Raw genomic sequence first — 18723 nt, forward strand, 5'->3', positions numbered from 1 at the left:
TTTCCCCAAGCGGGTGCTTGTACATCGATCGATCAGGGGGAGACCCTAATGAATTACAACTGGGACTGGGGCGTGTTCTTCAAGTCCACCGGCGTGGGCAGCGAGACCTATCTCGACTGGTTCATCGCGGGCCTGGGCTGGACCATCGCCATCGCCGTGGTGGCCTGGATCGTCGCGCTGTTTCTGGGCTCGATCCTGGGCGTCATGCGGACTGTGCCGAACCGCCTGGTAGCGGGCATCGCCACCGTCTACGTGGAGATCTTCCGTAACGTGCCGCTGCTGGTTCAGCTGTTCATCTGGTACTTCCTGGTACCCGACCTGCTGCCGGCCAACCTGCAGGAATGGTTCAAGCAGGACCTCAACCCGACCACCTCGGCCTACCTGAGCGTCGTCGTGTGCCTGGGCCTGTTCACCGCTGCCCGGGTCTGCGAACAGGTGCGCACCGGGATCCAGGCGCTGCCGCGCGGCCAGGAATCCGCCGCCCGCGCCATGGGTTTCTCGCTGCCGCAGATCTACTGGAACGTGCTGCTGCCCCAGGCCTACCGGATCATCATTCCGCCGCTTACCTCGGAATTCCTCAACGTCTTCAAGAACTCCTCGGTCGCCTCGCTGATCGGCCTGATGGAGCTGCTGGCGCAGACCAAGCAGACCGCCGAATTCTCGGCCAACCTGTTTGAAGCCTTCACCCTGGCCACGCTGATCTACTTCACCCTGAACATGAGCCTGATGCTGCTGATGCGCCTGGTCGAGAAGAAAGTCGCGGTGCCCGGCCTGATCTCCGTGGGGGGCAAATAATGGAATTCGATTTCTCTGGCGTCGTCCCGGCCATTCCCGGCCTGTGGAACGGCATGCTGATGACCCTCAAGCTGATGGCCCTGGGCGTCGTCGGCGGGATCATTCTCGGTACCATCCTGGCGCTGATGCGCCTGTCCCATAACAAACTGCTGTCGAACATCGCCGGCGTCTACGTCAACTACTTCCGTTCCATCCCGCTGCTGCTGGTGATCACCTGGTTCTACCTGGCGGTGCCGTTCGTGCTGCGCTGGATCACCGGCGAAGACACGCCGATCGGCGCCTTTGGCTCGTGCATCGTGGCCTTCATGATGTTCGAAGCGGCGTACTTCTGTGAAATCGTCCGGGCCGGCGTGCAGTCGATCCCCAAGGGCCAGATGGGCGCCGCCCAGGCACTGGGCATGACCTACGGCCAGATGATGCGCCTGATCATCCTGCCCCAGGCGTTCCGCAAGATGACCCCGCTGCTGCTGCAACAGAGCATCATCCTGTTCCAGGACACCTCGCTGGTGTACACCGTGGGCCTGGTGGACTTCCTCAATGCCTCGCGTTCGAGCGGCGACATCATCGGCCGTTCCAATGAGTTCCTGATCGTTGCCGGTCTGGTGTATTTCACAATCAGCTTTGCCGCCTCGCAGCTGGTCAAGCGTCTGCAAAAAAGGTTTGCCATATGATCTCTATCAAGAACATCAACAAGTGGTATGGGGACTTCCAGGTGCTGACCGATTGCAGCACCGAGGTCAAGAAAGGCGAAGTGATCGTGGTGTGCGGCCCGTCCGGCTCCGGCAAATCCACCCTGATCAAATGCGTCAACGCCCTGGAGCCGTTCCAGAAAGGTGACATCGTGGTCGACGGCACCTCCATCGCCGACCCGAAGACCAACCTGCCGAAACTGCGTTCCCGCGTGGGCATGGTGTTCCAGCACTTCGAACTGTTCCCGCACCTGACCATCACCGAGAACCTGACCATCGCGCAGATCAAGGTGCTGGGCCGCAGCAAAGAGGAAGCCACCAAGAAAGGCCTGCAACTGCTCGAGCGTGTCGGCCTGGCCGCCCACGCCCACAAGCACCCGGGCCAGCTCTCCGGTGGCCAGCAACAGCGTGTGGCGATCGCCCGTGCGCTGGCGATGGACCCGATCGTCATGCTGTTCGACGAACCGACTTCCGCCCTCGACCCGGAAATGGTCAACGAAGTGCTGGACGTCATGGTGCAACTGGCTCACGAAGGCATGACCATGATGTGCGTGACCCACGAAATGGGCTTCGCCCGCAAGGTCGCGGACCGAGTGATCTTCATGGACGCCGGCAAAATCATCGAAGACTGCCCGAAAGAGGAATTCTTCGGCGACATCAACGCCCGTTCCGAGCGTGCGCAGCATTTCCTCGAAAAAATCCTGCAGCACTGATGAAGCACAGCCTGTAGCGCCGCCGCGAGCGGCGACCAGCTTCCCTCGGAAGCGGTCGCAGCCCGCGGCAGCGGCTACAGCCATCGTGCAGTGGTTGACCCAAGGCATCTGTGATGAAATGCGACCCCAATCTCTATCGCGCAGCGCCGCCATCACTTGCCGTGAAACCCCGCCTGATCCGCCACCTGTTCCTGCCGCCACTGGTCATCCTGCTGATGATCGGCCTGGGTTATGTCGGCTTCTGGGTCAGTGAACACTACGGTATCCGCAGCCTCAGCGAGAACGGCGAACGCCAGCTGGAACTGCACGCTCGCGCCGTCGAAAGCGAGATCAGCAAATACACCTACCTGCCCAGCCTGCTGGAACTCGAATCCAGCGTTTCGCTGCTGCTCAACGACCCGACGCCGGAGCACCGGCAGACCGTCAACGATTACCTCGAAGGCCTGAACCGGCGCAGCCGCAGCCGGGCCATTTATGTGATGGACACCACCGGCCGCGTGCTGGCCACCAGCAACTGGCGCGACGTCGACAGCTATCTCGGTGAAGACCTGTCGTTCCGTGCCTATTTCCAGAATGCCGTGCGCGGCCAGCCCGGGCGCTTCTACGGCATCGGCAGCACCAACGGCGAACCCGGCTACTACCTGGCCCACGGCCTGGAAGAACAGGGCAAGATCATCGGCGTGGCCGTGGTCAAGGTGCGCCTGGAAGCCCTGGAAGAACGCTGGCAGCGCGCCCGCCTGGAAGCCTTCGTCAGCGACGAGAACGGCATCATCATCCTTTCCAGCGACCCGGCCCGGCGCCTGAGGTCGGTACGCCCGCTGAGCGACGACACCAAGGAACGCCTGGCCCGCAGCCTGCAGTACTACTGGTTCACCCTCAACGAGCTGGAACCCCTGGCCCGCGAACGCCTGGCCGAAGGCGTGGAGAAGCTGACCTTCCCGGCCAACACCGAGCTGGTGTCCGACGACAAGGAGATCAGCTACCTGTCCCAGACCCGGCCCCTGAGCGACACGCCCTGGAACTTCACCCTGCTGACCCCGCTCAAGGACCTGCGCCGCGAAGCCATCAACCAGGGCATCCTGGTGGCCGTGGCCTTCGCGCTGGTGGCCTTCCTGCTGATCGCCTGGAACGAACGGCGCAAGGTCCTGGCCACCCGCCTCGCCGCCCGCGAGGCCCTGCAAGAAGCCAACAGCCAGCTCGAACGGCGGATCGCCGAGCGCACCACCGACCTGCGCGCCAGCAACGAGCGGCTCAAGAGCCAGATCCGCGAACGCCGCCAGGCCGAGGAAACCCTGCGCCGTGCCCAGGACGAACTGGTCCAGGCCGGCAAGCTGGCCGCCATCGGCCAGATGTCCACCAGCATCGCCCATGAACTGAACCAGCCGCTGGCCGCGCTGCGCACCCTGTCCGGCAACACCGTGCGCTTTCTCGAGCGCGGCGCCCTGGACACCGCCAGCGCCAACCTCAAGACCATAAATGAACTGATCGACCGCATGGGCCGCATCACCGCCAGCCTGCGCTCCTTTGCCCGGCGCGGCGAAGACCAGGGCCAGGCGAGCCTCGGCAAGGCGGTGGACGCGGCCTTGCAGGTGCTCAATGCGCGCCTGGAAAACCTGCCGTTGCAGCTGCACCGCGACTTCGACGACGTGCAGTTGCAGATCGACCAGACCCGCCTGGAGCAGATCCTGGTCAACCTGATCGGCAACGCCCTGGACGCCATGCAGGCCCAGCCACGGCCGCAGCTGTGGCTGGAAGGCGCAAGCAGCGAGGACAAATACCGCCTGCGGGTGCGCGACAACGGCCACGGCATCGACGCCGAAGCGCGCAAGCATCTGTTCGAACCCTTCTTCACCACCAAACCCGGCGAACAGGGCCTGGGCCTGGGCCTGACCCTGTCCGCCAGCCTGGCCGCCGCCACGGGCGGCAACCTGGGCGTCGAGGATCCGGCCGACGGCGGCACCGTCTTCGTCCTCAGCCTGCCCCTGGTCAGCCCCACACAAGCCGAGCCGCTATGAACAACGACCTTACCGTCCTGATCGTCGAAGACGATCCCCATGTCCTGCTCGGCTGCCAGCAGGCCCTGGCCCTGGAAGACATTCCCTGCGTCGGCGTGGGCAGCGCCGAGGAAGCCCTGGAGCGGGTCGGCGACAACTTCGCCGGCATCGTCATCAGCGACATTCGCCTGCCGGGCATCGACGGCCTGGAACTGCTGACCCGCCTCAAGGCCCGCGATCGCAGCCTGCCGGTGGTGCTGATCACCGGCCATGGCGACATCTCCATGGCGGTCGGCGCGATGCAGAAAGGCGCCTATGACTTCATGGAAAAACCCTTCTCCCCCGAGCGCCTGGTGGACGTCGCCCGGCGCGCCCTGGAGCAGCGCGGGCTGGCCCGGGAAGTGTCGTCGCTGCGTCGCCAGCTGGCCGAACGCGATTCCCTCGAAGGCCGGATCATCGGCCGCTCGCCCGCCATGCAGCACCTGCGGGAACTGATCGCCAACGTCGCCGATACCTCGGCCAACGTGCTGATCGAAGGCGAGACCGGCACTGGCAAGGAACTGGTCGCCCGCTGCCTGCACGATTTCAGCCGCCGCCACACCCATCAGTTCGTCGCCCTGAACTGCGGCGGCCTGCCGGAGAACCTGTTCGAAAGCGAGATCTTCGGCCACGAGGCCAACGCCTTCACCGGCGCCGGCAAGCGCCGCATCGGCAAGATCGAGCACGCCCACGAAGGCACGCTGTTCCTCGACGAAGTGGAAAGCATGCCGATGAACCTGCAGATCAAGCTGCTGCGGGTGTTGCAGGAGCGCACCCTGGAACGCCTGGGCTCGAACCAGAGCGTGGCGGTGGACTGCCGGGTGATCGCCGCGACCAAGTCCGACCTCGACGAGCTGGGGCGCGCCAACCAGTTCCGCAGCGACCTGTACTACCGCCTGAACGTGGTGACCCTGGAGCTGCCACCGCTGCGCGAACGGCGCGAGGACATCCTGCAGTTGTTCGAGCACTTCCTGCAGCAGTCGTCGCTGCGTTTCGACCGCGCCGCGCCGGAGCTGGACAACCAGACCCTGTCGAACCTGATGAGCCACGACTGGCCGGGCAACGTGCGCGAGTTGCGTAACGTCGCCGAACGTTTTGCCCTGGGCTTGCCGGCGTTCAAGAAGGCCGCGGGCAATGCCGCCCAGGGCCTGGGGTTCGCCGAGGCGGTCGAGGCCTTCGAGCGCAACCTGCTCAGCGACGCCCTGCAGCGCAGCGGCGGCAACCTGACCCAGGCCAGCCAGGAGCTGGGCATGGCCAAGACCACGCTGTTCGACAAGGTCAAGAAATACGGCCTGAGCCACTAACCAACCTCTGCGAGAAGTACCGTGGACTTATTGCTGAAAGCCTGCCTGGGCGCCGCCGTGGTGGTGATCCTCGCCGCCCTGGCCAAGACCCGCAACTACTACATCGCCGGCCTGGTGCCGCTGTTCCCGACCTTCGCCCTGATCGCCCACTACATCGTCGGCAAGGGCCGCTCGATCGACGACCTGAAGACCACCATCGTCTTCGGCATGTGGTCGATCATTCCCTACTTCGTGTACCTGGCGACCCTCTATGTGCTGGTCGACCGCTTGCGCCTGGAAGCCTCCCTGGCGGTAGCCGCGGTGGCCTGGCTGATGGCCGCCACCGTGCTGGTCAGCGTCTGGGTCCGCGTCCACGCCTGACGGCCCCCTGCGCCTTTAGCCGGGCCGCGTTCGGGCGATAAGGCTTTCGGCGATCTCAAGACCTCTGCGCCCCCTGCGGGGGCGATCGCAGCCTCGCGGGCTCGGCAGCGGCTACAGGCGTCCGGCGCCCTGGCCCGGCCCTTGCATTTACCCGGGAAAGCCCGCTCTGCCTGCGTTTGCGACCCGTGACGCCGGCTTTTTCGAGGGGCGCTGCCAAGGGTAAAGCCTGTTTTGAACATTCTCGATCTCGACCACAGCCTGACCGCCCAGGAGCCTGTCCAACGCCGCTTGCGCAGCGGCCTGGCGCGGCGCCTGGACCTGCTGGACCTCGGCCCGCAATTGCGCCTCTGGTCCACCGAACGCACCTATCGCCGCTTCACCGAACGCCTCGGCCAGCGGCCCGTCCACAGCGGCCCGCAACCGGAAATCTTCTTTGTCGGCTCCGGCGACTATCACCACCTGACCCCGGCCTTCCTCGCCGGCCTGCAAGAACCGGTGAGCCTGATCCATTTCGACAACCATCCCGACTGGGTGCGCTTCGCGCCCCGCCGGCACTGCGGTTCGTGGGTCAACCGGGCGCTGCGGTTGCCACATATCCAGCGCATCGTCACCCTCGGGCCGTGCAGCGACGACCTGCACAACCCGCAGCTGCGCGGCGGCAACCTTGGCGCGCTGCGCCAGGGCAGGCTGCAGTTGTTTCCCTGGCAACACGAGCCGTCCAAGGTCTGGGGCCGGATCGGCGACGGCGCCGGGCACCGGCAGCAGGAAAACCAGCTGCACTGGCGCAACCTGGCCGGGCTCGACTGGACCGCGTTTCTCGAACAACTGATCGACAGCCTGCCCACCCGGGCGATCTGGATCACCATCGACAAGGACGTGCTGGCCAGCGCCGATGCGGCCACCAACTGGGACCAGGGCGGCATGCGCCTGGCCCACCTGCTGCAAGCCCTGCGCAGCCTGGCGGCGGCCAAGCGCATCCTCGGCATCGACGTCTGCGGCGAGTTCGCCGCGCCCGCCTTCAGCAACGCCTTCAAGCGTTGGGAAGCGCGCTCCGACCAGCCACCGGCGGCGCGCTGGAGCGAGGCCGACCTGCTGCGCAACGCGACCACCAACGAAGCCCTGATGGCGCTGTTCGAGGAGCTGTTCCCGTGACCCTGACCGTTGTCTTGCTGGTGGCCTTTTCCATCCTCCTGGATGTCGTCGGCCAGCTCTGTTTCAAACTCGGCCTGGACCGCCTGCCGGAGCTGGAAGGCGGTTTCCGCCTGAATGCCTTCTGGGGCCAGGTGTTCAACGCCCCGCTGCTGTGGTGTGGCATCGGCGCCTACGTGGTCGAGTTCTTCGTCTGGCTCGAAGCCCTGTCGCGCGCGCCGCTGAGCCTGCTGTTCCCGGCGGCGGCCCTGGGCTATTGCGGCGTGGTGCTGGCCGGCAAGGTGATCCTCGGCGAACACGTCAGCCGGCGGCGCTGGATGGGCACCCTGGTGATCACCCTCGGCGTGATGCTGGTGTACGTCGCCAGCACCTGACCTCTCTCGACGATTCACAAGGATATTTGGCATGACTGCACAGACTCATGACTGGCTTCACGGGCGCTTCGGCACGCTGGTGCTCTGGGCCTTGCTGATCGGCTTCGAAAGCGCCGGCCAGATCGCCACCAAGGTGGGCGGCGATCAATTGGGCCAGATGGATTTCAACCTGCAATGGCTGGCTGCCGTGGCGGTCAACCCGGGCGTGCTGCTGGCGATCGCCTGCTACATCGGCGCCTTTTTCGTGTGGATGCTGATCCTGCGGCGCAGCAGCCTGTCCCTGGCCTTCCCCCTCAGCTCGCTGGTGTTCGTGGTGGTCCTGCTCGGCTCCTGGCTGGGCCTGGGCGAACAGATCAGCCTGCTGCACTGGGTGGGGGTGTTCGTGATCATCGGCGGCATCGCCCTGCTGGCCGAGGGCGAGGAAGCCTAGGACAGAGAGGTCGCCTAATGCCCTGTAGCCGCTGCCGAGCCCCGGCGAGGCTGCGATCGGGTGGGCGGCATTCCGATGCAGCCCTGCCAACCTGGCGACGCGCTATGCCTGAAGGTTGGTGTGACCTGGCTTGGCGACCGCTGCGCGGTCGATCGCAGCCTCGCCTAGGCTCGGCAGCGGCTACAGGTACGCGGCGTCAGCGTTGCGGGTGTTTCAGCAAGAAGCCCAAGCCATGGGCCAGCGGGATCACCTTGACCCCCGCCGCCCGCTGCTGCGCGTGGATCTCGCGGTGGAAGGCCTTGACCCGCGTCCAGTGCATCTTCGGCCGGTAGTGGTGTTCGGCGTGGTAGCCGTTGTTCATCCAGAGCAGGTTGTAGAGCGGGCTGTAGCTGCTTACGCCCCAGGCGATCGGCAGGTCCGGGTTGCCCCCCAGGTGCTCGTAGTAGCCGTTGAGCGAGGACAGGCACTGCCCCAGGTACCAGAACGGCAGCAGCACCAGCACCGCGTGCCAGTCGTAGAGCGCCAGCGCCGCGTAGCCCAGCAGCGTCACGCCGATTTCCACCTTGACCCAGCGCGCGTCCGCCGGGCGCTTGCGTTGCATTTCCTGGTAGATGGCCTTGGGGTCGTCGCGGAAAAAACTCAGGAAGGTATAGGCCCAGACATTGTCCGGCTGGCCGTCGCGGCCATGCAGGTAGATCGACAGCGGATCGACCGTGGTGCCGTCCGGCGTGGGCCGGTCCGAGTTGCCGCGGTGATGGCGGTTGTGGATGTCGCGGTACAGGGTCTGGGAAAAACCGATGGTCACCGACAGCAGCAGGTCGAAGCCGCGGTTCATCCACGGCAGGCTGAAATAGGCGTTGTGGATCTGGTTATGGGAAATGCTGTTGATGCTCCACGACAGACTGATCGCATACAGCACCGCCGCCGGCAGGATCACCCACCACGACAGGCTGTGGAAGGCCAGTACCAGCCACAGGACAAACGCCAGATGCGCGACGCCCAGGACAATCGGGACAAGGTCCCACAGCGAATGGGCGAGCAGGCGATAAACGGGACGAGCCATGAAGAACTTCCTGGAAAAGTGGGTTCATGGCGGTCAGTGCAAAGGGTGGACCAAGTCAGCCAAGGCGCTTGCTGACGTGGGGTTTCAGGCAAGCCTCGCATGCCCGAGCTGCCCCGCGTTCCTGTAGGAGCGAAGCTTGCTCGCGATGAACGATGACGCGGAGTTTCAGGTGCTCCGCGGCGGCCGGATCGCGGGCAAGCCTCGCTCCTACAGAGGCCGTGCATGCCACAGTTGCCGCGCTTTCCTGTAGGAACGAGCTGGCGGCGATCCGACTTGCCCGCGATCGCGGGCCTGGAGGCCTCAGAAGTGGTAGCTGAGGGCGGTCTGCACCTGGCCCTGGTTGACCTCGCCGCGCTCGCGCACCAGGGTGCTGTCGGCCGCCGAACCGGTCAGGCGGATCCAGCTGGCGCTGGTCATCCACGACCAGTTGTCCCCCAGCGGCACCTGCAGGTTCTGGGTCAGGGTCAGGTTCTGCAAGCCGCCGCCGGCGCGGTAGGCGCCGATGCCCGTGGCCTGGGCTTCCTCGTCGCTGATGCCGAAAAAGGTCCGGGTCTGCCGGGCGTCGGCGAAATGCGCGGTGAGGTTATTGCTGCCGATGATGCCCAGGCCCAGCGGATAGCCGATCTCGCCGCCGACCTTGCCCAGCAGCCCGCCCTGGCCCTCGCCCGCGGCCACCGCGCTGCCGATGGAGGCGAACAGGCGCCAGAAATCGTCCGGCGCGTACTGGATATAACCGCCGACGTCGGCCATGTTCGGCACGTCCCGCAGGCCACGCAGCGAGCCATTGGCATTACGCCCCGGCAGGTAGTTGATATAGGGCCCGGCGCTGAAACCCTTGGCCTTGAAGGCGTCCCAGGTCAGGCCGTCGTCGGTGTCGAGGCTGACATCGCCCCACTCCAGGTCGACATAGGGCAAGGGCACGGTGTCATGCCGGCTGCCGCTGGGATCATGGGGCTGGTAACCGATGCCCAGGCCCAGCGCGCCGCTCAATCCATCCTGGCCTGCGTCCTCGGCGAAAGCCCCGCAGGCAACCCCCTGGATCAGCAGGACGGCAAGCAGGGCGGAGCGTGTGAAGCTGAACATGGCGCGGGTTTCCTGGAATGGCGATGCGCGCATCAATCACCAGCCCGGCCCTTTCGCGCAAGCACTGATGTTGTTTGTAGCGAGCTACAAAATTTGTAGCTCCAGCCCCCCGCGCCTGCCTGATTTTTTCACCCAGGGCCCGGCCCGCCTGGGCTCGCGCTACTTGGCACAGTCCCTGCTCCAGTGCCTGGCATGCGCAAGGTGCGCTCCTCTACAACAGGTAACTGCAGATGATGCACTGGCATATCGTGTGTGACTTCGACGGGACCATCTCCCGCACCGACGTGATCGATAACGTCCTTCAACGCTTCGCCGACCCGAGCTGGGAAGACATCGAGCAGCAATGGCTGGACGGCCATATCGGCTCCCGGGAATGCCTCAGCCGCCAGCTGGCGCTGGTCAAGGCTTCGCCGGCCGAACTGCTGGCCTACTTCGACAGCGTCGAGATCGATCCGGACTTCCCCGACTTCGTCGACCACGTGATCGGCCTGGGCGCGTCCCTGGAAGTGGTCAGCGACGGCATCGAGCAAGGCATCGCGCGGATCCTCGCGCGCCACTACGTGAGCCTGCTGCCGATCCTCGCCAACCGCCTGCGCCAGGTCGACCAGAACAGCTGGCGCATCGACTTCCCATACGCCAGCGACGCCTGCCGCGCCGCCTCGGGCAACTGCAAGTGCAAGTCCACGCCCAAGGGCAAGCGGGTGCTGGTGATCGGCGACGGCCAGTCCGACATGTGCGTGGCCGCCAGCGCCGACTTCGTCTTCGCCAAGGGCCGCCTGGCCGAATACTGCCAGCGCCACGGCATCGCCCACGCGGCCTTCGATTCCTTCGCCGAACTGCCGGCCCTGCTGGCCCTTCTGCCTAACGACGCGGCCAACGCCGGCGTGTTCGCCGCCGACGCCACCTCCGAACATTCCGTACACACCCAGGAACTCTTTCACCATGTCTGACATTCGTATCGCTACCCCGGAAGACCAGGTACTGCTGGAAAAAGAAGCCAAGTACTGCTCCTACGGCGACACCGTCCACTACATCGAACCGCCACGGATCTTCAGCCGCTGCGAAGGCTCCTACGTCTGGGACACCGAAGACCAGGCCTACCTCGACCTGCAGATGTGGTACTCGGCGGTGAACTTCGGCTACGCCAACCCGCGCCTGAACAACGCCCTGAAACAGCAGATCGACACCCTGCCGCAGATCGCCAGCCAGTACCTGCACAAGGGCAAGATCGAGCTCTCGGAAATGATCGCGGTCGACGCCAAGAAGAAGTTCGGCCTCGACGGCCGCGTGCACTTCAACGTCGGCGGCTCGCAGTCCATCGAGGACTCGCTGAAAGTGGTACGCAACGCCAGCCACGGCAAGAGCCTGATGTTCGCCTTCGAGGGCGGCTACCACGGCCGTACCCTGGGCGCCTCGTCGATCACCTCCAGCTACCGCTACCGTCGCCGCTACGGCCACTTCGGCGAGCGCGCGCAGTTCATCCCGTTCCCCTACCACTTCCGCGGCCCCAAGGGCATGACCAAGGAAGAGTACGGCAGCCACTGCGTGCAGCAGTTCGCCCGGCTGTTCGAGACCGAGTACAACGGCGTGTGGGACCCGAAGGTCGGCGCCAGCGAATACGCGGCGTTCTACGTCGAGCCGATCCAGGGCACCGGCGGCTACGTGATCCCGCCGATGAACTTCTACAGCGAGCTCAAGCATGTGCTCGACCAGCACGGCATCCTGATGGTGGTCGACGAAATCCAGATGGGCTTCTACCGCACCGGCAAGCTGTGGTCGATCGAGCACTTCGACGTCAAACCCGACGTGATCGTCTTCGGCAAGGCCCTGACTAACGGCCTCAACCCGCTGGGCGGCATCTGGGCCCGCGAAGAGCTGATCAACCCCAAGGTGTTCCCGCCAGGCTCGACCCACTCCACCTTCGCCTCCAACCCGCTGGGCACCGCGGTGGGCCTGGAGATGTTCAAGATGACCAGCGAGATCGACTACGGCGCGATGGTCATGGAGAAGGGCAAGTACTTCCTGTCCGGCTTGCAGGACCTGCAGAAACGCTACCCGATCATCGGCGACGTCGACGGCCTGGGCCTGGCCCTGCGCTGCGAGATCTGCGCCCCCGACGGCTTCACCCCGGACAAGGCGACCCTGGACTACATGGTCGAGGAAGGCATGAAGGGCGACATCGAGATCGACGGCCGGCGCCTGGGGCTGATCCTCGATGTGGGCGGCTACTACAAGAACGTCATCACCCTGGCCCCGTCGCTGGAAATCAGCTACGCGGAGATCGACCTTGGCATCGCCCTGCTCGACCGCCTGTTGGACCGGGCCATGAAGCGATGAGTGCGGCCGAGATCGATCTGGGCGAAGGCGATGCCGGCTTCGTCCTCGGCGACGGCCAGGTCGCGGTGTTGCTGATCCACGGCCTCACCGGCACCCCGACCGAGTTGCGGCGGGTGGCCACCGGCCTCGCCGCGGCGGGGTGCACGGTCTACGTGCCGACCCTGGCCGGGCATTGCGGCAACAACGCCGACCTGCAGGCCACCGGCTGGCAAGACTGGTACGAGGGCGTGCGCCGGACGTTCGCCGGCATCCGTCGCCGGCACCGCCAGGTGTTCGTCGGCGGCCTGTCCATGGGGGCCGTGATGTCCATGTACCTGGCCTCGGAGCACCCGGGCCAGGTCAGCGGCCTGCTGATGTACTCGACCACGCTCAAGTACGACGGCTGGAGCATCAACAAGCTGGCGTTCCTCACGCCGTTGCTGATGAAGATCCCGTTCGGCGTGCACATCTGCAGCTTCGAGGAGAAGCCGCCGTACGGCATCAAGAACCCGCGCCTGCGGGCGGTGGTCGAGCGGCAGATGAAGGCCGGCGAAAGCAGCAGTGCCGGCCTGCTGACCATGGAAGGGGTGACCGTGCGCGAGTTGCACCGGATGAACGCGGTGGTGAAGAAACGCATGCCGTCGATCACCACCCCGGCGCTGGTGCTGCACTCCATCGAGGACGACATCACCAGCCGCTGGAACGCCGACTACGTCGAACGCAAGCTCGGCGGCCCGGTGGTCAAGGTGCTGCTCGACAACTGCTACCACATGATCACCGTCGACCTGCAGTACCGCCGGGTGGTGGAGTTGAGCGTGGACTTCATCGAACGCCAGACAGCCCCACAGCCCGCGGTATACGGCAACCAGCTGCAACTCGCCTGACTCAAGGACCGGACGTGATCACCAGCCAAGCCTTTTCGAGCATCCGGGCCATCGACCGCAGCGCCTGGAACGACTGTTTTCCCGGGGCGCTGGAAGATTGGGATTATTACCGGGCGGTCGAGGACGCCGGCATCGAGGACTTCAGCTGGCGCTACCTGGCGGTGTTCGAGGATGCGCGGCTGGTGGCGGTCGCCCCGGCCTTCACCACGTACTACCGCCTGGACACCACGGTTTCAGGACCGGCCAAACGCCTGACCGAGCGCCTGCAACGCTGGTGGCCCGGGCTGCTGCAACTGCGCCTGTACGCCCTGGGCTCGCCGGTGGCCGAACAGTGCCATGCCGGCACCGCCAGCCATATCCCCGCCGTTCGCCGCCAGGCCCTGCTGGAGCAGTTGCTGCACCTGGCCCGGCGCGATGCCGACGCCCAGGGCATCGGCCTGCTGGCGGTCAAGGACGCCGCCAGCCACGACCGGCAGTGGACCGCCAGCTGCCGGACGTTCGGCCTGCACAGCATGCCCAGCCTGCCCAGCGCCCTGCTGCCGATCCCCTTCGCCTCGCTCGACGCCTACCTGGGCACGCTGGGCAAATCCACGCGCAAGGGCCTGCGCCGCACGTTGCGCGGACCCGGGCCGCGGATCGAATGGCGGCACAACGTCGACGACGTCCTGCCCGACATCAGCCGCCTGTACGAAGCCACGCTGCAACGCAGCGACCTGCAATTCGAACGCTTACCCGCCAGCTACTTCACCGGTATCCTCCAGCAGTTGCCGGAGCGTGCCGCCTGTGTGCTGTACTGGGTCGGCGAGCAACTGGTGGCCTTCAACCTGGTGCTGCTCGACGAGCACCGGCTGATCGACAAATTCTTTGCCCATGACCTGGAGGCCAGCCGTGAGCACAACCTGTATCTGCGCAGCTGGATGGCCAATGTCGACTACTGTATCGAGCAGCGGATCGCGCTGTACGAATGCGGGCAGGCCGGCTATGCCAGCAAGCTGCGCCTGGGGTGCCGCTTCACTGGCAACAGCCTGTTCTTCCAGCATCGCAATCCGCTGCTCGACACCCTGCTCAAAGGGTTGAAACATGTTCTCCGGCCGGATCGCTCCGACCCCGCCATGGCCGCTGCACTAAGCGAAAGTTCATGACCAGAAAAGACCGACGCGCTCCCCGCCCCTTCGCCATCTCCCGCTGGAGCCTGCAGCGCAAGCTGGTCCTGGCGTTCTGGATGGTCAGCGTGATTCCCACCATGATCGCCGCGGAACTGGCGGCCACCACCCTGTCGCAGATCTTCGACAGCAACGTGCGGGTCTGGCTGCAGGAATCGACCAAGATCGTCGAGGACGAAATCACCGAGACCCTGCGCGACAACGCCCGTATCGCCCAGCTGTTCCTGCGCTATGCCCGGCCGCCCACCGACCGCGCCGCGGCCCGGCACGACAAGCTGACCGCCGACATCGCCGACTCCATGGGCATCGACGTGGTGGCGCTGATCCGCAAGCGCGACCACCAGGTGGTGTTCAGCACCGCCGCCGACGATATCGTCGGGCAGATCAGCCTGGCCCCCAACGCCGTGCTGCAAACCCTGCAAATCGGCGGTGTGGCCACCGGCGCGGTGGTCTCGACCTTCCAGACCAGCCTCGACGGCATCGACTATCAGCTGCTGATCGCCACCTACCTGGACGCCAGCTTTCTCACCAGCGTGGCCGACGTGCATTCCCTCGACCTGCGCCTGTACCTGGCCAAGGCCAACGACTTCGCGGAGATCTTCGCCACCCAGCGCTTCGAGGACCACCCGAGCCAGGTGCCGGAGAAAATCGAAAGCATCCTGCGCGACACCCGCCAGCCCACGGAGCAATTCACCAGCCGCTACAGCGGGCTGTACCGGCCGATCTTCAACGACAGCGGCGACCTGGTGGGGGTGATTTTCAGCGGCCTGCTGCGCCACAGCAGCCTGATGGGGCTGGTCAACCAGAGCAACCTGTTCATCCTGATCTTCCTGCTCAGCTCCGCCGCCTCGCTGGCCGTCGGCTGGCTGGTCTCGCAACGCCTGACCCTGCCGCTGCGCGGCCTCTCCAAGGGGGTCCGGGCGGTGACCGCCGGGGACTACCGGCAGCGGGTGCCGGTGATCGGCAGCGACGAGCTGGCGGAACTGAGCAGCACCTTCAACCACATGAGCGAACGCCTGGGCGAATTGCAGCACCTGGAAGCTCAGTTGCGCCGGCGCGACCGCCTGCACGCCCTGGGCGAGGTGGCCATGGGCCTGGCCCACGAGATCCGCAATCCGCTGGGCATCATCAAGACCGCCACGCAATTGTTGCACCGTCGGGCGAACCTGCCCGAGGGCGACAAGCGCCACCTGGAATACGTGATCAGCGAAGTCAGCCGGATCAACGACCTGATCACCGACTTCCTCGACTTCGCCAAGCCCAGCGCACCGATCCGCGCGACCCTGGCGGCGCGGCCGCTGGTGGAGGAACTGATCGGCTTCTGCGAGCCGGAACTGGCCAGCCACAAGATCGATGCGCAGATCGACGACCAGGCGCCGGGCGCAACCCTCTACGCCGATTCGCGCCAGCTCAAGCAGGCCTGCCTGAACCTGATCCTCAACGCCATCGACGCGATGCCGGTGGGCGGCCGCCTGACCCTGGGCATCGCCCAGGACGCCGAGCACACCATCCTGCGCGTCAGCGACACCGGCCAGGGCATCGAGCCGGACATGCTCGAACGCATCTTCACCCCCTTCGTCACCACCAAGGCCTCGGGCACCGGGCTGGGCCTGGCCAAGGTGTTCTCGATCATGGAAAACCACGACGGGCACATCGAATGCAGCAGCGAAATAGATGCCGGCGCCACCTTCAGCCTGTACATTCCGGCCAAGGGCGAGGATGACGAAGACGATGAAGACGAAGACGAGCAAAAGGCACAGCCATGACGCATAACCTGCTGGTGGTCGACGACGAGCCCAAACTCTGCGACCTGCTGGCCTCGGCGCTGAGCCAGGATGGCATCCAGGTGTTCACCGCCGGCAATGGCCTGCATGCGCTCAAGGTGCTGGAGCAGGAAGAGATCGACCTGGTGATCAGCGACTGGCGCATGCCCGGCATGGACGGCCCGCAACTGCTGGCCGAGATCAAGCAGCGCTACCCGCAGGTCCCGGTGATCGTCATGACCGCCTACAGCACAGTGAAAAACGCCGTGCAGTCGATGCGCAACGGCGCCTACGACTACATCGCCAAGCCCTTCGACATCGACGAGCTGGACATCACCGTCAGCAAGGCCCTGCAGTTTCGCGACATCCTCAAGGACAACCAGCGCATGCGCGCCGAGCTCGACGAGCAGCGGCAGATCGACAGCCTGGTCGGCGACAGCCCGGCCTTCCGCACAGTGCTGCAGGCGGTGGACTCGGTGCGCGAAAGCAACGCCACCATCCTGCTGACCGGCGAAAGCGGCACCGGCAAGGAAATGGTCGCCCGGGCCATCCACCTGCACGGCAACCGCGCCAACAAGCCCTTTGTCGCGGTCAATTGCGCGGCGATTCCCGAAGGCCTGCTGGAGAGCGAGATGTTCGGCCACCGCAAGGGCGCCTTCACCGGCGCCGTGGCGGACCGGATCGGGCGCTTCCAGCAGGCGGACAAGGGCACGCTGTTTCTCGACGAGGTCGGCGACATGCCGCTGGCCCTGCAGGCCAAGATCCTGCGCGCCCTGCAGGAGCGGGTGATCGAGCCGGTGGGCGACCCGCGCGAACGCAAGGTCGATGTGCGGGTGATCGCCGCCACCAACAAGAACCTGTTGGAAGCGGTGGCCAACAAGGAATTTCGCGAAGACCTGTACTACCGCCTGAACGTCTTTCCGATCCCCCTGCCCGCCCTGCGCGAACGGGTCGAGGACATCGCGCCGCTGGCCCGGCATTTTGCCCACACCCTGGGCGCCACCGCCGGCAAGCGCATCACCGGCTTCAGCCCGCAGGCCTTGCAGGCCATGGCCCAATACGCGTGGCCGGGAAACATCCGCGAACTGCAGAACTGCGTGGAGCGGGCGACCATCGTCGCCGCGGGGTCGGTCATCGAGGAGGGCGACCTGCCGGGTTACCTGTTCAGCGGACACGCCGCCGACACCGGCACCCGCGCCCTGCCGGGCGACAGCCTCGAGGTGCCCGGCGACCTGGACGCGGCCCTGGCCGAAGTGGAAAAAGCCTACATCCTCGCCGCCCTGCAACAGAGCAACGGCGTACAGGCCGCCGCCGCGCAACTGATCGGCATTTCCGAACGCAGCTTCTGGTACCGCCTGAAAAAGCTCGGGATCCAGGTCGACAAGATCGTGCGCTGACCCGCCAGGGCCTGGTGCTCGCGGGGGGGCTATTTCAGACACACCGCGTAGCCTTCATCGCGGGCAAGCCTGGCTCCTACAAAAGCCAAGCCCACCACAGCCCCGTAGAAACCGGGCCCGCCACAGGCTTGCAGGAGACAGGGTCAGAGCAGGTTCGGCGCGCGCTGCGGATCGATCTGTGCCCAATGCGAAGTGTCTTCGCGGTGGCGTTGCAGGTAGGGCAGCACCGCCGCCAGCAGTGGCGCCTTGAAGGCTTCCTGGAAGCGATGGGCCAGGCCGGGGATCAGCTTCAGCTGGCTGCCCTGGATATGCGCCGCCAGGTGCACGCCATGCATCACCGGCAACAACGGATCGGCGGTGCCGTGCACCACCAGGGTCGGCACCCGCAACTGGTTGAGCAGGGCCACACGGCTCGGCTCGGCGAGGATCGCCATGATCTGCCGCTTCACCCCTTCCGGATTGAAGGCCCGGTCATAGGCCACCGCCGCCTGGTGCAACAGCGCCTGGCGATCGTCGGTGACCTGCGGGCTGCCCAGCGCGGCCAGCAGGTCGGCCTGCTGCTCCAGCGCCACTTCGCGATTCGGCGCGCTGCGCCGCGACAACAGCTGCACCAGCGCGGCGTTGGGCGCCGGCAGGCCTTCGGCCCCGGAGCTGGTCATGATCAGCGTGAGGCTCTCGACCCGTTGCGGCGCCATGGCCGCCAGGTGCTGGGCGATCATGCCGCCCATGCTCGCGCCGAGCACATGGAACTGCTCGACCTGCAGGGCATTCATCAGGCCCAGGGCATCGTCGGCCATGTCGGTCAGGCTATAGGGCGCGGCCACCGGCAGGCCGAGCTTGTAGCGCAGCACCTCGAACGTCAGGTTGGCGCTGGCCGGCGCCTGGCGCCAGGTCGACAGGCCGACGTCGCGATTGTCGTAGCGGATCACCCGAAAGCCCTGCTGGCACAGGGCGACGACCACTTCGTCGGGCCAGTGGATCAACTGCCCGCCCAGGCCCATCACCAGCAGCAGGGCCGGATCGGAGGCGCGGCCGATGCTCTGGTAGGCCAGGCTGACCTGCTCCAGCTCGACCCGTTGGGTCGGTACGTTGACATCGCAGCGTGACGCCGCCAGAGACGGCAAGCCGCACATGAGTGCGGCCAGGAAAACGGTGATGGAAAAAAAACGTGCCCACATGGAAAAACACCAAAACGCAGAACCCCAGT

Annotated in this window: 18 protein-coding genes; 15 read left to right on the forward strand and 3 right to left on the reverse strand. The window is 65.7% G+C overall.

Annotation, left to right across the window (positions count from 1 at the left end):
- Positions 1 to 48: 48 nt before the first annotated feature.
- The 9 genes from TO66_RS24940 to TO66_RS24980 all read left to right on the forward strand — a co-directional run bounded on the left by TO66_RS24940 (position 49) and on the right by TO66_RS24980 (position 7847).
- Positions 49 to 795 (forward strand): amino acid ABC transporter permease, encoded by a 747-nt coding sequence (locus tag TO66_RS24940; RefSeq protein ID WP_044464774.1) that lies wholly within the window; start codon positions 49 to 51, stop codon positions 793 to 795.
- Positions 795 to 1466 carry an amino acid ABC transporter permease gene (locus tag TO66_RS24945; protein WP_044464775.1) on the forward strand — a complete coding sequence of 224 codons (672 nt, stop codon included), beginning with the start codon at positions 795 to 797 and terminating at the stop codon, positions 1464 to 1466. The genes TO66_RS24940 and TO66_RS24945 overlap by 1 nt, the downstream gene beginning before the upstream one ends.
- Positions 1463 to 2197, forward strand: coding sequence for an amino acid ABC transporter ATP-binding protein (locus TO66_RS24950; protein WP_044464776.1), 735 nt, complete (start codon positions 1463 to 1465; stop codon positions 2195 to 2197). The genes TO66_RS24945 and TO66_RS24950 overlap by 4 nt, the downstream gene beginning before the upstream one ends.
- 113 nt (positions 2198 to 2310) lie before the next feature.
- Complete coding sequence (locus TO66_RS24955) at positions 2311 to 4212, forward strand: sensor histidine kinase (RefSeq protein WP_044464777.1); 1902 nt, start codon at positions 2311 to 2313, stop codon at positions 4210 to 4212.
- Positions 4209 to 5534, forward strand: coding sequence for a sigma-54 dependent transcriptional regulator (locus TO66_RS24960; protein ID WP_044464778.1), 1326 nt, complete (start codon positions 4209 to 4211; stop codon positions 5532 to 5534). The genes TO66_RS24955 and TO66_RS24960 overlap by 4 nt, the downstream gene beginning before the upstream one ends.
- Positions 5535 to 5564: 30 nt before the next feature.
- Positions 5565 to 5894 carry a GlpM family protein gene (locus TO66_RS24965; protein ID WP_171820102.1) on the forward strand — a complete coding sequence of 110 codons (330 nt, stop codon included), beginning with the start codon at positions 5565 to 5567 and terminating at the stop codon, positions 5892 to 5894.
- A 231-nt stretch (positions 5895 to 6125) separates the two neighbouring features.
- Positions 6126 to 7046, forward strand: coding sequence for an arginase (locus TO66_RS24970; protein ID WP_044464780.1), 921 nt, complete (start codon positions 6126 to 6128; stop codon positions 7044 to 7046).
- Entirely contained in the window at positions 7043 to 7417 is a 375-nt protein-coding gene (locus TO66_RS24975) for a transporter (RefSeq protein WP_044464781.1), read from the forward strand. The genes TO66_RS24970 and TO66_RS24975 overlap by 4 nt, the downstream gene beginning before the upstream one ends.
- A gap of 31 nt (positions 7418 to 7448) precedes the next feature.
- Positions 7449 to 7847 (forward strand): EamA family transporter, encoded by a 399-nt coding sequence (locus TO66_RS24980; protein WP_044464782.1) that lies wholly within the window; start codon positions 7449 to 7451, stop codon positions 7845 to 7847.
- 196 nt (positions 7848 to 8043) lie between these two features.
- Here the strand turns inward: TO66_RS24980 and TO66_RS24985 are convergent, their stop codons facing one another.
- Both TO66_RS24985 and TO66_RS24990 read right to left on the reverse strand, forming a co-directional pair.
- Positions 8044 to 8910, reverse strand: coding sequence for a fatty acid desaturase (locus tag TO66_RS24985; RefSeq protein ID WP_044464783.1), 867 nt, complete (start codon positions 8908 to 8910; stop codon positions 8044 to 8046).
- Positions 8911 to 9210: 300 nt separating this feature from the next.
- Positions 9211 to 9993: a MipA/OmpV family protein gene (locus TO66_RS24990; protein ID WP_044464784.1), complete on the reverse strand. Its 783-nt coding sequence runs from the start codon at positions 9991 to 9993 to the stop codon at positions 9211 to 9213.
- Positions 9994 to 10223: 230 nt separating this feature from the next.
- On the opposite strand from TO66_RS24990, the gene TO66_RS24995 reads away from it, so the two are divergent.
- From TO66_RS24995 to TO66_RS25020, 6 genes are read left to right on the forward strand one after another with little or no spacing between them, the layout of a single operon-like run.
- On the forward strand, positions 10224 to 10943 hold the full coding sequence (locus tag TO66_RS24995; RefSeq protein WP_044464785.1) for an MtnX-like HAD-IB family phosphatase: 720 nt from the start codon (positions 10224 to 10226) through the stop codon (positions 10941 to 10943).
- The gene (locus TO66_RS25000) at positions 10936 to 12330 is read left to right on the forward strand and encodes an aspartate aminotransferase family protein (RefSeq protein ID WP_044464786.1); all 1395 of its coding nucleotides are present in this window, start codon (positions 10936 to 10938) and stop codon (positions 12328 to 12330) included. The genes TO66_RS24995 and TO66_RS25000 overlap by 8 nt, the downstream gene beginning before the upstream one ends.
- Positions 12327 to 13193, forward strand: coding sequence for a carboxylesterase (locus TO66_RS25005; protein WP_044464787.1), 867 nt, complete (start codon positions 12327 to 12329; stop codon positions 13191 to 13193). Before TO66_RS25000 ends, TO66_RS25005 begins: the two co-directional genes overlap by 4 nt.
- A gap of 14 nt (positions 13194 to 13207) precedes the next feature.
- Positions 13208 to 14335, forward strand: coding sequence for a GNAT family N-acetyltransferase (locus TO66_RS25010; RefSeq protein WP_044464788.1), 1128 nt, complete (start codon positions 13208 to 13210; stop codon positions 14333 to 14335).
- Positions 14332 to 16122 (forward strand): HAMP domain-containing sensor histidine kinase, encoded by a 1791-nt coding sequence (locus TO66_RS25015; protein ID WP_044464789.1) that lies wholly within the window; start codon positions 14332 to 14334, stop codon positions 16120 to 16122. Before TO66_RS25010 ends, TO66_RS25015 begins: the two co-directional genes overlap by 4 nt.
- Entirely contained in the window at positions 16119 to 17516 is a 1398-nt protein-coding gene (locus TO66_RS25020) for a sigma-54 dependent transcriptional regulator (RefSeq protein WP_044464790.1), read from the forward strand. Before TO66_RS25015 ends, TO66_RS25020 begins: the two co-directional genes overlap by 4 nt.
- 143 nt (positions 17517 to 17659) lie before the next feature.
- Here TO66_RS25020 and TO66_RS25025 read toward each other — a convergent pair whose 3' ends face one another.
- Positions 17660 to 18694 (reverse strand): alpha/beta fold hydrolase, encoded by a 1035-nt coding sequence (locus tag TO66_RS25025; protein ID WP_044464791.1) that lies wholly within the window; start codon positions 18692 to 18694, stop codon positions 17660 to 17662.
- Positions 18695 to 18723 lie beyond the last annotated feature (29 nt).

This window comes from Pseudomonas sp. MRSN 12121 (assembly GCF_000931465.1).
Taxonomy (GTDB): Bacteria; Pseudomonadota; Gammaproteobacteria; order Pseudomonadales; family Pseudomonadaceae; genus Aquipseudomonas.

Excerpts from the sequence above, each read along its gene's own strand:
- TO66_RS25015 (WP_044464789.1), top strand. The coding sequence starts at position 14,332 with ATGACCAGAAAAGACCGACGCGCTCCCCGCCCCTTCGCCATCTCCCGC.
- TO66_RS25020 (WP_044464790.1), top strand. The coding sequence starts at position 16,119 with ATGACGCATAACCTGCTGGTGGTCGACGACGAGCCCAAACTCTGCGAC.
- TO66_RS24940 (WP_044464774.1), top strand. The coding sequence starts at position 49 with ATGAATTACAACTGGGACTGGGGCGTGTTCTTCAAGTCCACCGGCGTG.
- TO66_RS24960 (WP_044464778.1), top strand. The coding sequence starts at position 4,209 with ATGAACAACGACCTTACCGTCCTGATCGTCGAAGACGATCCCCATGTC.
- TO66_RS25000 (WP_044464786.1), top strand. The coding sequence starts at position 10,936 with ATGTCTGACATTCGTATCGCTACCCCGGAAGACCAGGTACTGCTGGAA.
- TO66_RS24945 (WP_044464775.1), top strand. The coding sequence starts at position 795 with ATGGAATTCGATTTCTCTGGCGTCGTCCCGGCCATTCCCGGCCTGTGG.
- TO66_RS24985 (WP_044464783.1), bottom strand. The coding sequence starts at position 8,910 with ATGGCTCGTCCCGTTTATCGCCTGCTCGCCCATTCGCTGTGGGACCTT.
- TO66_RS25025 (WP_044464791.1), bottom strand. The coding sequence starts at position 18,694 with ATGTGGGCACGTTTTTTTTCCATCACCGTTTTCCTGGCCGCACTCATG.
- TO66_RS24990 (WP_044464784.1), bottom strand. The coding sequence starts at position 9,993 with ATGTTCAGCTTCACACGCTCCGCCCTGCTTGCCGTCCTGCTGATCCAG.
- TO66_RS24980 (WP_044464782.1), top strand. The coding sequence starts at position 7,449 with ATGACTGCACAGACTCATGACTGGCTTCACGGGCGCTTCGGCACGCTG.
- TO66_RS24955 (WP_044464777.1), top strand. The coding sequence starts at position 2,311 with ATGAAATGCGACCCCAATCTCTATCGCGCAGCGCCGCCATCACTTGCC.
- TO66_RS25005 (WP_044464787.1), top strand. The coding sequence starts at position 12,327 with ATGAGTGCGGCCGAGATCGATCTGGGCGAAGGCGATGCCGGCTTCGTC.
- TO66_RS24950 (WP_044464776.1), top strand. The coding sequence starts at position 1,463 with ATGATCTCTATCAAGAACATCAACAAGTGGTATGGGGACTTCCAGGTG.
- TO66_RS24995 (WP_044464785.1), top strand. The coding sequence starts at position 10,224 with ATGATGCACTGGCATATCGTGTGTGACTTCGACGGGACCATCTCCCGC.